At 40.7% G+C, this 14661-nt stretch carries 9 protein-coding genes; 4 read left to right on the top strand and 5 right to left on the bottom strand.

The window, feature by feature from the left end:
* The first annotated feature begins 217 nt into the window (after window positions 1-217).
* From MTN96_RS08445 to MTN96_RS08430, 4 genes are all read left to right on the top strand, one after another.
* The gene (locus tag MTN96_RS08445) at window positions 218-556 is read left to right on the top strand and encodes a P-II family nitrogen regulator (protein WP_004587162.1); all 339 of its coding nucleotides are present in this window, start codon (window positions 218-220) and stop codon (window positions 554-556) included.
* A gap of 12 nt (window positions 557-568) precedes the next feature.
* Window positions 569-1798, top strand: coding sequence for an ammonium transporter (locus MTN96_RS08440; protein WP_004587161.1), 1230 nt, complete (start codon window positions 569-571; stop codon window positions 1796-1798).
* A 149-nt stretch (window positions 1799-1947) separates the two neighbouring features.
* Window positions 1948-4290, top strand: a complete 2343-nt coding sequence (gene mrcB / locus MTN96_RS08435) for a penicillin-binding protein 1B (RefSeq protein WP_004587160.1) — start codon at window positions 1948-1950, stop codon at window positions 4288-4290.
* Window positions 4291-4744: 454 nt separating this feature from the next.
* On the top strand, window positions 4745-7765 hold the full coding sequence (locus MTN96_RS08430) for a TonB-dependent receptor (protein WP_024034306.1): 3021 nt from the start codon (window positions 4745-4747) through the stop codon (window positions 7763-7765).
* A 76-nt stretch (window positions 7766-7841) separates the two neighbouring features.
* On the opposite strand, the gene MTN96_RS08425 is transcribed toward MTN96_RS08430, so the two are convergent.
* The 5 genes from MTN96_RS08425 to MTN96_RS08405 all read right to left on the bottom strand — a co-directional run bounded on the left by MTN96_RS08425 (window position 7842) and on the right by MTN96_RS08405 (window position 14414).
* Entirely contained in the window at window positions 7842-9683 is a 1842-nt protein-coding gene (locus MTN96_RS08425; RefSeq protein WP_248531184.1) for a methyl-accepting chemotaxis protein, read from the bottom strand.
* A 157-nt stretch (window positions 9684-9840) separates the two neighbouring features.
* Complete coding sequence (gene hemL / locus MTN96_RS08420) at window positions 9841-11121, bottom strand: glutamate-1-semialdehyde 2,1-aminomutase (protein WP_248531183.1); 1281 nt, start codon at window positions 11119-11121, stop codon at window positions 9841-9843.
* A 35-nt stretch (window positions 11122-11156) separates the two neighbouring features.
* Window positions 11157-12173 carry an aspartate carbamoyltransferase gene (locus MTN96_RS08415; protein WP_004587156.1) on the bottom strand — a complete coding sequence of 339 codons (1017 nt, stop codon included), beginning with the start codon at window positions 12171-12173 and terminating at the stop codon, window positions 11157-11159.
* Window positions 12174-12289: 116 nt separating this feature from the next.
* Window positions 12290-12724 (bottom strand): CopD family protein, encoded by a 435-nt coding sequence (locus MTN96_RS08410; protein ID WP_054983204.1) that lies wholly within the window; start codon window positions 12722-12724, stop codon window positions 12290-12292.
* A gap of 7 nt (window positions 12725-12731) precedes the next feature.
* A complete protein-coding gene (locus MTN96_RS08405) occupies window positions 12732-14414 on the bottom strand; it encodes a chloride channel protein (RefSeq protein WP_248531182.1) in 1683 nt (560 codons plus the stop codon).
* Between the last annotated feature and the right edge of the window lie 247 nt (window positions 14415-14661).

Below are 14661 nucleotides of genomic sequence, written 5' to 3'. Positions count from 1 at the left end.
AAAAAATAACACTAATTACAAGCTAGTAGGGCATCACTTTTGGTGATGCACCAATGTAGCTAAGTTGTTAAAAAAGCGCACCTTGATGGTGCGTTTTTTTTGTTTTAAATTTACTATTTACATTTATCTTATTGATATTAAGTGTTTTTTAATAGTGGCACAAAGGTTGGATTATGTAAGCCAACAGGATAACAATAAAGCGTCCGAGGGGGCCACTATGAAAATGATTAGTGCAATCATAAAACCATTTAAATTAGATGATGTGCGTGAAGCGCTCGCTGATTTAGGTATTGAAGGGATGACCGTAGTTGATGTTAAAGGTTTTGGACGTCAACGAGGCCATACAGAGCTGTATCGTGGAGCAGAGTATCAGGTAGATTTTATTCCTAAGATCAAACTTGAAATTGCTACTCGTACTGAAAATTGCCAACGCGTAGTTGAAGCAATTACCAAAATTGCATCAACAGGCAAAATTGGTGACGGTAAAATTTTCGTGTACGACTTAGATCAAATTGTGCGTATTCGTACGGGCGAACTTGATGAAGAAGCAATTTAAGGGGGCTGATTAATGGAAAACACAATTGTAGAACTCAAATTTTCACTCGACACCTTTTATTTTCTGGTGTCGGGTATATTAGTAATGTGGATGGCAGCAGGTTTTGCCATGTTAGAAGCGGGTTTAGTTCGCTCTAAAAACACCACTGAAATTTTAACTAAAAACGTGGCGCTGTATTCTATCGCATGTACCATGTTTTTATTAGTTGGCTACAACATTATGTATGTAGACAACGCTGAAGGCGGCATTATCCCTTCAATTGGCGCATTAATTGGCACGCAAGCGGCCGATGCTGACCACTCTTTAGAATCTGACTTTTTCTTCCAAGTAGTATTTGTTGCAACGGCTATGTCGATTGTATCGGGTGCGGTTGCTGAACGTATGAAGTTATTTGCTTTCTTAGCATTTGCAGTTGTTTTAACTGGCTTTATTTACCCAATGGAAGGTTACTGGACATGGGGCGGCGGTTTCTTATCAGAAATGGGCTTTGTTGACTTTGCAGGCTCTGCAATTGTTCATGGTGCCGGTGCTGCAGCTGCTTTAGCGGGTGTAATTTTACTTGGCGCTCGTAAAGGTAAATACGGTAAAAACGGTGAAATTTACCCAATTCCAGGCTCTAACCTACCACTTGCTACATTAGGTACGTTTATTTTATGGATGGGTTGGTTTGGTTTTAACGGTGGTTCGCAATTACTTCTTTCAGATAAAGAAAATGCAACAGCTGTAGGTCAAATTTTACTTAACACTAACGCTGCTGCTGCAATGGGTGCAATTGCTGCACTGTTTGTATGTAAAGTGTTGTGGGGTAAAGCTGATTTAACTATGGTACTAAACGGCGCATTAGCAGGTTTAGTGGTTATTACAGCAGACCCACTTTCACCATCTCCATTAATGGCGTGTTTACTAGGTATTTTAGGTGGCTCACTGGTTGTATTTAGCATTGTAGCTCTAGATAAAGCGAAGATTGATGACCCAGTAGGTGCTATCTCTGTTCATGGTGTATGTGGCGCGCTAGGTATTATGTTAGTGCCTGTATCTAACGGCGATGCAAACTTTGTAACACAGCTGATTGGTTTAGTGACTATTTTAGCCTTTGTTTTTGTAGCTTCATTTATTGTGTGGGCTATTTTAAAGCAAACTATGGGTATTCGCGTAACCGAAGAAGAAGAGTTAAGCGGTATGGACCAACACGATTGTGGTGTTGATGCTTACCCTGAGTTTGTATCTGTTCGCAGTAACTAATATTAAATAGATTAATCATTGTGTTCACAAAGCCCTACCTTGGTAGGGCTTTTTTTCGTTTCAGGGAAGGTTAACTTTTCAGGTGTTAGGCTATACCCAATATGCTAAGCTCACACTCGTGAATAAACCTTGGAATAAATTACACTTAAATGGCTGACAACAAAAAAACACCCAGTAGTAAAACCACTCCTAAGCGTGCACCTAAAGCAACTAGCTCGCCACGTAAAGCTAAATCAAAAACGACTAAAAAAACGTCAAACACTGTTGTTAAACGCACATTTATGCGAAAAACATGGTCTGTTTTTTGGAAATTGAGCTTAGCTGTTTTTATTGCTATGGCCATGTATCTTATTTATTTAGATTCAAAAACAACACGTATATTTGAAGGTAATAAATGGCAGTTACCTGCCCAAGTATACGCACGCTCAATGGAGTTTTACCCAGGGCAGTTTTTATCTAGTCAAGAGGTTGTGTGGGAGCTTGAGCGCCTAAATTATTCATCAGTTAATAGGCTAAGCCGCACGGGACAGTTTGTAAAAACAGCCGATAGCATAAAAATTTACCGACGAGACTTTGAGTTTTATGATGGCCTTGAAGAATCGCACATTATTGAGCTGCGTTTTGCCGGGCAAAAGGTCGCAACCATTAAAGATAAATTTGGCAGGCGCCTAAACAGCGCTCGCCTAGAGCCTGTGCAAATAGCTCGAATTGGAAATGATTCAAAGCAAGATAGAGAGTTTGTACCGCTTGATAAGTTTCCGCCTATGTTGAAAGACACGTTATTAGTGGTAGAAGATCGGGATTTTTATCAGCATCATGGTGTGTCGGTATTTTCTATTTTGCGCGCGCTTTATTCAAACATTAAAGCAGGGCGTACCGTGCAAGGTGGCAGCACCTTAACGCAGCAGCTTGCAAAAAATATATACCTAACGCGTGAGCGTTCTTTAGTGCGTAAAATAAATGAAGCATTTATTGCGCTTATTCTAGATTACCGTTATTCAAAAGATCAGATTTTAGAAGCTTATTTAAATGAAGTTTACCTAGGTCAATCTTATAACCAAGGCGTGCATGGCATGGGCTTGGCCTCTGAGTTTTATTTTTCAAAGCCTGTTGATGAGCTGGAATATGACCAAATAGCGCTGCTAGTGGCGATGGTCAAAGGGCCTTCGTATTACAATCCTCGTCGCTATAAAGAGCGCACTATGGAGCGTCGCGACCTAGTACTGCGTTTAATGGTTGAAAACAAGCTACTAACTACAAAAGAATACCGTGCATCACTCAAACGCCCAATTGATATAGCGCCTATGAAAGCAAGTTTACAAAAGTCATACCCTGGCTTTTTAGAACTTGTAAACCGTGAGCTTAAGCAGTTATTACCTGATCAAAAAACACTAGATGCTGGGGTTCGTGTATTTACTTACTTTGATTTGCAAAAACAAACGGCGATGGAAGAGTCCATTCAAAAAAGTTTACCGTATTTAGAAAAACGTCCTAACACCGATAAACTCGAAGCAGCCATGATCTCAGTTAATGTAGAAAAAGGCGGTGTGTCGGCTTTAGTGTCGGGGCGCGATGTTCGCTACTCAGGTTTTAACCGAGTGCTCGATACTAAACGAAATATTGGCTCTTTAGTTAAACCCGCGGTGTACTTAACAGCCCTGCAGTTACCACATTATAACTTAGCCACATTACTTGATGACTCCCCTGTGCAGGTAACAAATGAGCAAGGTAAAGTGTGGCAACCTGAGAACTTTGATCACCAATACCGAGGTGCATTACCACTTTATAAAGCCTTCAGTAACAGTATTAATATTCCTGCGGTAAATTTAGGTCTAGATGTAGGTGTTGATAAAGTAGCAAATACGCTCAAAGGATTAGGCGCAAAAGGTAATATAGATGAATACCCCTCGCTGCTACTTGGTGCTGTAGAAATGTCGAGCTTTGAGGTCGCCCAGCTTTATACCACTATCGCAGCAGATGGCGAGTATAGAGAGCTTACCTCTGTATCTGCGCTAACAGACTCGGTAGGTAACGTTTTGTATAAGCATAAAGTTAAGTCTGAGCCGCGCTTTGCAAAAGACGCAGTATATATGACTAAATATGCCATGAAGCGAGTGACAAAAGACGGCACCGCTAAGCGTTTAAATTTACACTTTCCATCAATTCAGCTTGCCGGTAAAACAGGCACTAGTAATGATTTACGTGATAGCTGGTTTGCAGGGTTTGATCAAAACACAGTGACCGTTGCATGGCTTGGTAGAGACGATAATAGAAGCACAGGTTTAACAGGGAGTGTGGGCGCGTTAGAAGCTTATATTCGTTACTTAAAACCGCTCAACCCTGAAGCAATAGCTGATACACGCCCGCCATCAATAAGATGGGCTTTCGTCAATGAAAGAACGGGTTTACAAGCACCGCCCGGATGCGGAAAAGTCATTCAGTTACCACTAAGAGCCAGTGAGTTTGAACCTAGGCCGCAGTGTATACGCTAATAAAATAAAACCTTAATAATAAAACCGCTAACTCAGCGGTTTTATTATATTTGCTTCACTATCTAGCAATCAAAATTTGAAACTAAATAAATTTTAATTACTTTTATTAGCTTATTTTTTTAGAAGTAAATTAAAAAGCAGTAAGTATGATTAGACTAAAGTAGCACTTTGCGAGATTAAAAATAAGAGCTTTGTAACGAGTATGTTAATGGTTTGATTAACTGAATTATTGTTAATTAATTGCCTGTTTTTGTTTCTTTAAATTAACATTAAAAATCTTATATATCACAAATAAACATGTAAAAATAAATTTAAGTTATTGTTTTTAATTTATTTTTATTTATGTTTTGGTTTTATTTAATTAACATATTTACAATTCGTACCCTTTTGATACCCTCTGTATGCATTTTGTATAAAGTGCAAAAATAATTATAAACTTAACAGGGATAAGAGTATGAAAAATATTTTCAAAAAAAATCTTACGGCAATAGCGGTTCTCGCTTCACTAGGTGTAGCGCTTCCAGCAGTGGCATCTGATGTTGTAGGTTCTATCGATAATATTTCTACTACAGCAGGGTATACCGTAACAGTAAAAAATCCTGCAACAGGGTTAGAAAGAACATTAAATATTTCTGAAGACGGTTCATTTCGATTTGCTTCATTGCCTTCAGGTAGCTATCAAATACAAATCTTAAAAAACGGTGCCGTTGTAGCTGAAGATAGTGTTCGCGTTTCATTAGGCGCTAATGCAAAAGCGAGCTTTGATTTAGCACAAGTCAGTGATTCCGGTCCTGAAGTAATTCAAGTATTAGGCGCTCGTATTTCTTCGATTGATTTAACAACTGCCGATTCTGGCCTAGTTATTACAGATGCTGAAATAGACCGTATGCCGATAAACAGAGACCTTACCTCGGTTGCATTGTTGGCACCTGGAGCTGTTAAAGGAGACAGTGCTTTTGGTAATACTGCGTCGTTTGGTGGCTCATCAGTAGCTGAAAATGCATGTTATATTAATGGCTTAGAGGTTACTAATACCCGCCAAGGCCTTGGTTGTGGTGAAGTGCCGTTTGAGTTCTATGACCAGTTCCAAGTTAAAACGGGTGGTTACTCTGCCAAATTTGGCCGCGCAACCGGTGGTACCATAAATACAACTACTAAAAGTGGTACAAATGAGTGGGAATTTGCGGCAGTTGTGCAATTTCAACCAGACTCTTTGCAAGAAGAAGGAAGTATTTCTCGTGGTAACAACGGCGCAGGTCAAATATTTAGAGATGAAAGCTTAGACACTGATAGCAAAACAGATGTGACTATTTCTGCTGGTGGCCCTCTAATTGAAGACACGTTGTTTTTCTATGGATTAATTAACCCAAGAGATACTGAGTCTACATACACGTGGGGTGGAGATGAATTTTCGCCAAACGATCAATACCGTAATGAATCAGCTTCTGGTGGCGATAATTTATTTTGGGGCGGTAAGCTTGATTGGGATATTAATGAAAACCATAGGTTAAGCTACTTTGCTTACTCTAATCGTCGTGATATTGAGCGTTCAGTATACGAATACAATAACGGAACTGTGGGCGACCGTATCGATGGCGCCATTTTAAAGCGTGGTGGTGAAGCACAAAGCTTAAGTTATACGGGTGTTTTAACTGAAGACCTAGTTGTTACTGCTATGGCTGGTAATATTAAAACCGAATATGAAACGCAATCAGAAAACTTGGTTTGTCCATCTATTACCGACTCTCGAGGTACTGCTAATCCAATCACTGGCTGTGGTGCCGGCGGTAGCTTTGGTGCCAATAATGATGAAAATACCCAATATCGCTTAGATGTTGAATATGTATGGAATGACCATGAAATAACATTTGGTATCGATTACCAAGAGCGTAAGTCTGAGAATATAAGTAGTCCTATTGGTGGCCACAGCTATGATTACAGAACACTTGCAGATAATGGTAGTTGGCAAGCCGATAATGGCGCATTAACAAATAACACTGGTGCCGCGCTTGACTATGTTGAAGACCGTATCTTTGATGGCGGCGGCAGCTTTGAATCAGAGTTAACAGCTTACTACATAGAAGATCAGTGGCAAGTAACAGAGGATTTCTCAGTTAAAGTTGGCTTACGTATTGATGAGTTTGATAGCTGGGGTACGACTGGTAAGTTACTAACTAGCTTTGAAACAGATATTGCACCTAGACTAGGCTTCACATGGGATCCTACAGGTACAGGCGACACTAAAGTTTATGGTACATATGGGCGTTATTACTTACCCGTAGCCAATAATACTATTTTTAGAGCCGCATCAGGGGTTAGTGATATAACCACAGCTTATACATATACTGGTGTTGATTCGCAAACTGGCGCACCAACAGGCCTAACGCCATTAGCTGATACGCTTGGGAATGGTGGTATTCAAAACTCACAGCAAGTGAGTGGTGTACCGGTTATACCTGAAAAAGATATCTTCCAAGCGCAAGAGGCTGATCCATTCTCTAAAGATGAATATATTATTGGTATACAGCAAGCTTTAAATGATGAATATACAGTAGGTGTTAAAGGTATATACCGCGAAGTTGCAACAGCATTAGATGACTACTGTGGGCGATATGCATACCCTTACTGCGTAATGATAAACCCTGGCGATTCGTCTAGCTGGTACAGTGACGGTTACTATTGGAATGGAACCGATTGGGGAGATTCATCATTCAATAACGACGGTGTTCCAGATAGTGGTTCTTTAACTACCTATTCAGCAGAAACAATAGGCCTACCTAAAGCAAATAATGAATACACCGCTGTAGAGTTTAGCCTTGACTATAAAGCTGACACTATTCGTTATCAGTTTGGTTATACATGGGCTAGAAGTGTAGGTAATTTTGAAGGTGCTGTTAAATCAGATATTGGTCAAGCTGATGCGGGTATTACCCAAGACTTTGACTTTCCAGCAGTTATGGATGGATCTCAGGGCTATCAACCTAATGATAGACGCCATACATTTAAATTCTTTGGTAGTTGGGAGCCAATGGAAGACTTAACTGTAGGCTGGAATGCTACTTTACAAAGCGGGCGTCCTAAGAGCTTATTTGGTCAAGGCTATCCATCTACCGATCCAAATTTAAATGGCGGTTGGGGTGATACTTTCTACATTTATACTAATGAGTGTCCAGATACAAATGGCAACGGCGACTGTGATCAAGATGAGAAAATCTATGAAAAACATAGCCGAGGCACAAATGGCCGTACACCTTGGGTATTTAACTTAGATTTATCTGCTGCATATGATTTCACAGTATCTGATATCGACATGCGTGCATCGGTTAATGTATTTAACATTTTCAACTCGCAAACAGAGTCATCACTGAATGAACACTATGAGCAAAATGAAGGTGAAGTAAATGCGTACCATGATGCTGCATACTCATGGCAAACACCACGTTACGTTCGTATAGGTTTGGAAGCTCGCTTTTAATACTTATTAAAAACTAACCTTAAAAACCCTTCTTAATCGAAGGGTTTTTTGTAATTTAAAAGCACTTTTATAATTTTCAAGATTTAAAAAATTGCATTGATTTAGTTAAGTCATCAGAGAGCTGACTAAGTTGCTGTGCGTCTTGCAGTGTAGATTGTGCAGAGAGAAGAGTGTGATCAGCTAAGTTACTGACTTCTTGCGAATCAGTTAATGCTTGGGTGGTTGCGTTAGATTGCTCTTTAACCCGCAGTGCTATTTCCTCGCCTTGGTGTTTTATATCGCCCATACTTTGCTCTGCACTTTGTAAAATATCGTTTGTTTCGGTGGCGGCTTTTACCGATTGTTCCATCTTCTGGACACTTGAGCGCATTTTTTGTTGTGTATCGTCAGAGGCCTGCTGAAGTGAGCTAATTATTTGGTGAATTTCTTGGGTTTGAGTTTGTGTACGCTGGGCAAGGGTTCTTACTTCATCAGCTACCACGGCAAAACCACGGCCATGTTCACCGGCTCGTGCGGCTTCTATTGCTGCGTTTAGGGCTAATAAATTAGTTTGATCGGCTATTTCGCTAATGCCTTTACTTACTTTACTAATTTCTTGGCTATCTTGAGCTAGTCTATCTAAGGCTTGTTGGCTTTCGGTAAATTCAACTTGAAGGTCTTGCATGTATTTGGCTAGTTCCATGGTGTTGTTAGAGCCTTGCTTTACATGTTGCGCGGCATCTTGCGCTGTTAACATCGCTTGATTAGCAGAGTCTTCTACACTCACTGCACTTTGCTCCATATTACTTAGTGCATCATGAATAGCGTTTACCCGTTTTTGCTGTTTTTCAACATCGTTACTCGTTTGGCTGCTTGCCTGTGAAAGCGATTTAGTGGCGCCGCATAGCTCCACAGTACTTGCTTTTACATTCTCTAAAAGTTTTGAAAAGGCATTAAGAAGTGAATTATATCGCGCTGCAATAATATCCATTTCATCATTAGTACTTGAGTTGATAACCGCATTTAAGTCGCCATTTGCTGCTCTTTGCGCAGCTTCGGCAAAGCGATTAATGGTATCAACTACCGCAAAATAAAAACCAACCATTAAGTAAAATGCAATCAATAAACTAATTAATGATGCAGCTAATACAGTGTTTCTAGTCAAGCGTTGCGTGTTCAGTTTTTCATTTATTAGCGATTCAAGGGTAGGGATGCTTTTATCAATTAGTTGGCTAATACGACTAAGCACTTGGCTGGTAAGCCCTGCAAATTCGTCTTGTGTAAGCTGTATATCATCTGGTTCAAGCAGCTTTTTATCAATGGCTGTTTTAAAAGCGGCTATGGCGTTATGTAAATTAGTGAGAGAGGGCGTCAGTGCTTTATTTACAGATGCATCGGCCGTGGTGGCAATTGTAAGTATTTTATCGAGTTGCTGCTGGTACAAAGGTAGTGATTTACTTAAGTTTGAAAGCGCAATGAAAGTCTCTGGTGTAAAACGCTGGTTAGTAAGAACAGTATTAGCGCTTTGCGCTGTCGCATTTATCTGCATGATAAGCGCAGGTATAGGCGTAACTAATGCGCGATTAACATAAGCACTCGCAAGTTGGTTATCTAAGGCTAAATTAGACTGTATTGAAACCAGCTCAAGTACGTCATTCATTTGCTCATCTTTTACATTAAAGCCACGTGCTTTAGCTACTTTTACATTTTTATAGGTTTCACCCTGCATTTGATTTGCAAGAATGTCTCTGTAGCTCAGTAATCCTTGTTTTTGCATTTGAGAGACGCTTATACTCTCGCTTAATAAAGAGACTAAAAAAAACAAACTAAGCGCAAGGGGTAATAATAAAATACCAAAAACTAAACCAATTTTAGTTTTATATTTTAAGTTGCCCATTAATGATATAGCAGGTGCTGCTAAGTGCCTTAAGCTCGTCATACGTTTCTCTTGTGGGGTAAAAGTGAGTCTAAAAAGTGAGACCGTATAAAGGCTAAAAACCATTCAATTATCAATGCGCACAAATAAAAAAAGCCCGTAAGGGCTTTTTTTAACTACAGAGTTAATAACGCACATTATTAACACATGTATTGGATGCTTATAGCTTAGCGAAGGCGCGCTCTGCAGCTTCTATAGTCGCTTGTACTTCTTGCTCTGTATGCGCTGCACACACAAAACCTGCTTCAAATGCAGAAGGTGCTAGGTATACGCCTTCTTCCAGCATTAAGTGGAAAAAGCGTTTAAAGCGTTCTAAATCACATTCTGTAGCTTGTTTATAAGTGGTTACTTTTTCTGCTTCAGTGAAGAAAAAGCCATACATACCGCCAGCGTAGTTAGTGGTTAAAGGAATGCCTGCTTTTTTAGCGCCTGCTTCAAAACCTTCACAAATTGCTTTAGAAATAGCTTCTAACTTATCGTGCAAACCTGGTGCACTTAATAGCTCAAGCGATTTTAAACCCGCAGCCATTGCAATAGGGTTACCAGAAAGTGTACCGGCTTGGTAAACCGGCCCTACTGGCGCAATGTAATCCATAATTTCGGTTTTGCCGCCAAAGGCACCAACAGGCATGCCGCCACCAATGACTTTACCTAAACATGTTAAGTCAGGTTTTATGTTGTAATACGCCTGAGCGCCACCTAATGCAACACGAAAACCGGTCATTACTTCGTCAAAAATAAGCACTGATTTGTACTCATCACATACTGCACGCAAGCCTTCTAAAAAGCCTTCTACAGGAGGAATACAGTTCATGTTACCCGCTACTGGCTCAACGATAATACAGGCAATGTCGTCTGCGTATTTTTCAAATACCGCTTTTACTTCATCAAGGTTATTAAACGATACGGTAAGCGTGTGCTTTGCAAAATCCTCAGGGATACCAGGTGAATTTGGCACACCCATGGTTAATGCGCCAGAGCCTGCTTTTACTAGTAATGAGTCAGCATGGCCGTGGTAACAACCTTCAAACTTAAGGATTTTATCGCGCCCTGTATAGCCACGGGCTAAGCGAATGGCGCTCATTGTTGCTTCAGTACCCGAGCTTACCATGCGTACTTTTTCGATTGAGGGAACAAGCGCTTTTACTTTTTCGGCCATTAAAATTTCGGCTTCAGTGGGCGCCCCATAACTTAAACCGTTTTCTACCGCTTCGTGAACAGCTTGCTTTATAGCTGGGTGGTTATGGCCCATGATCATCGGGCCCCACGAACCTACATAATCGATATAACGGTTGCCATCGGCATCAAAGGTAAAGGCACCCTCGGCTTTGGTGATAAATAGTGGCGTGCCACCTACTCCGTTAAATGCACGTACAGGTGAATTTACACCACCAGGAATTGAAGTTTGTGCACGATTAAATAAATCTTGGCTAATTGTCATGAAAAATCCTATAAATTGTCGCTTGGTAAAAGTGTTTAGCTGTCGCGTTTGCGGCTAAACCAAGGTACGTCTACTTCATATTGCTCGACTTTATTTTCTACGCCGAGGGTTAAAGCAAACAGTGCCATACGAATTAACACGCCATTTTGTACTTGGCGGAATATAGCTAAATTGTCGTTACTGTTTAAGTCGTTATCAAGCTCATTAGCTTCTAAACGGCTATCGCGTGGGAGCGGGTGCATAAGCACGGAATTTGGCTTACAGTGCGCGTTATAAATTGATTGGCTAATTCTAAAGCCGCCACGGTATTTATTAGCCTCTTCTTGTGAAGGGAAGCGCTCTTCTTGAATACGTGTTTGGTACACAATATCGGCTGCTAAGTTCCCTTCCATTTTGTTGACTAATTGTATTTTATGGCCTGCATTTTCTACCGCATCTAAAATACTCGTTGGCATTTGCAGGCCATCGGGCGCCACCATCGAAAATTTTACGTTTTTGTAATGGCACAATAATTTAGATAATGAATGTACTGTGCGGCCATATTTTAAATCGCCAACTAAGGCGATATGCATGCCATCAATGTTTTGATCAAATCGGTTGAGTTCGCGCTCAATAGTAAGCAAGTCAAGTAGTGCTTGAGTAGGGTGCTCGTTTGGGCCATCGCCACCGTTAATTACCGGTACGGTACAACCGTCTGCAAATTCGCTTACCGAGCCTGCATCAGGGTGGCGCATAGCGACGGCATCAGCGTACGCTGAAATAACGCGCGCAGTGTCGTAAAGCGATTCGCCTTTAGCTAGGGCTGAGCTTTGCATGCCGGTTGTTTCGCGCACGCCACCGCCTAGTAAATTAAAGGCAGTACCAAAGCTTACACGCGTACGCGTGCTTGGTTCAAAAAACAAATTAGCTAAAATAGCGCCTTCTAGCACTGTTGTTTGCTTTTGTTTTTTAGCATAAGGCTCCATTTTTTTCGCTACTGCAAAAATACGCTCAATGCAGTCTCTGTCGAGTTGATTTACCGACAGTATATGTTCACCTTGGAAACTTAACATGGGGTTATTCCTAATCAATCAAAGGGGCGCGATAATCCATAAAAATGGGGCACGCAATCGCGCGTGTTATAGCAAGTATTGTAAATTGCAGCGCAGTTTAACATGCGCTACACAGCTTATAAATTAGGTTTTATTACCGCAAGCGTAACAATAATTAGCAGCGCAATAACTGGGAGCTCATTAAAAATACGATAAAAGCGGTCCGTTTTGGTGTTTCTGTCGTGTTTAAAGTCGCTCAGTAATTTAAAGCAGTAGCCGTGATATAGATATAAAATAATGACCAGTACCAGTTTGTAGTGCAGCCACATGCTGTATCTAAACCACTCACGGCCATATTCTACAATAGTGAGTACACCAAAAACGGCCGTTAAAATAGCAAACGGGGTAACAAAAAAGAGTAGCCGGCGTTCCATCACTTTAAGCATAGAGTTACAGGCTTTTTCTTCGCTCATTGCGTGGTATACGAATAACCGAGGTAAATAAAAAATACCGGCAAACCAAGCAATCATAAAAAAAATGTGCAGTGTTTTATAAATTAGTAAAGCGCTCATAAGAATCCTAAAGTAGGCTGTTACGAATAGTTAAAATATTATTTATTTGATCCCAGCGTAATAGCCCCATTATTTGCTGATCATCTAGCAAGTTGTATACATACAGGGCGCCGCTGCGTTTATCTTTTAAAATATCAAAGGCATCAGCTAAGGTCGACTGGCTGCTAATGCCTTGTAAGCTAATGTAGTTTATATTTATGTTTTCGCCCGACATCAGGGTAAGGTCGTACTCTGCTAAGCGATAGCCGTTTTCTTCATCGTAAACTATTAAAGGGGTTTGGCTATCCATGGCGTCTAAGGTGTTTTTAATTTGCTCTTTATCGTCTGAATAAAGCAGTTTAAAGTCCTCATCCATATCATCCATTATGCCCACTTTTTGTAGCGCCTCCGTTGCGGGCGATACATGATAGGGTAGCCCCTGAAAATCAAGCTGGTGCAAAAATATAGACCGATTGCCAAATACTTGCAGCGCCGTTACATAGGCGGTTGTTATCACTAACATGGCCGGTACAATAATCTCTGGCGAGGACGTAAGCTCCATCACAGTTGTTAATGCTGCTAACGGCGCATGTAATGTAGCTGCGAGTAATCCTGCCATTCCTAATACGCCGTAAGTACCAGCAATGTCAGCACCTGGGCTTATAAATTGGGCAAAAAAGGCCATTAAAGTACCTGTTAATACACCTAGCCCAATAACGGGACCTATTAAGCCACCCGGTATTCCTAGGCCAATGGCAAACAAGGTCGCCAGCAGTTTAGCTATTAAAATAGTGGTAAGTAGCTGCGCGTTTTCAGGCGATTCAACCGCAATAGTAATCGCACTCATACCCGAACCCATTGCTTGGGGCACTGCATAGGCAATAATACTCGCAATACAACCTGCAATGAGTAAACGAGGAAACATGCTTAAAGGTTTAAATGTTTTTATGATCAGCATTAAATTTTGATTAAAGCTATAGGCAATTGCCCCTAAGGCCATGCCACATAAAATTAAATATGGGTAATGCCAACCACTCAATGGCGTAATGCTAATAAGTGCAAGCTCTGAGCCTTCACCAAACACAAATTGGGTTGCTAATGCACCAGTTAGTGCGGCAAGCATAATTGGTACAAAAATATGCACTTTGTACTCACGTAGCACCACTTCCATTACAAAAATAACCGCAGCCAGTGGGGTATTAAACGAGGCCGCAATACCAGCGGCGACACCACAGCCACTTAATGTACGCATGGCGTTATGCGGTAAATGAAGTTTATCGGCTAATATACTTGCGCCAGTGGCGCCCATATGAACAGATGGCCCTTCGCGGCCCACCGAAAAACCACTAATAAGTGCCAGTGCACCACCAACAAATTGGTTTACGGTGTTGTAAAGCGGCATTTGCCCGTAGTGGCGTTTAATGCGATGAATAACAAAAGGAATGCCTAATCGGTAGTGCTTAAAGCCAGTAAATGCAGCAAATGTAGCAATCAGTAGCGCAGCAATTAACGGCATTAAAACCCGTTCAATAGTGGGGATGGTAGTAAAATTATCGGGAGTGTCTAAAAATAAGCTTTGAAAAAACAGAATCGTTAAGCGAAATAAAATAATAAAAAATGCAGCAATTAAACCAGCACTTACGCCTAATAAGCATAATTGCACAGAGGTTTTTGGTTTTGCTAATCGACGCCTGAGTTGCTCAAGCCACATGCTGTATTCTCCGCCACATTTTTTCAGCGAGCAGTTTAACAAAAGTGTGCAGGTAAGTCCTTGTGATTTTGCAATTTTAAACACTTATATTAACAAATATTACAGCAATCACTGAAAACACATTTTGCTATCGTATCGGCTAAAGCAATAGTTAAAAGCCTAAGATACCTCAAGAGATGTTTGACTATACTTGATTAAAACACTCGGGTATTAGATAATCACGCCATTGCGATATTGAGGGTTTTAA

This window comes from Pseudoalteromonas sp. 2CM28B (assembly GCF_023161935.1).
This window is presented reverse-complemented; position numbering and strand designations above follow the sequence as displayed.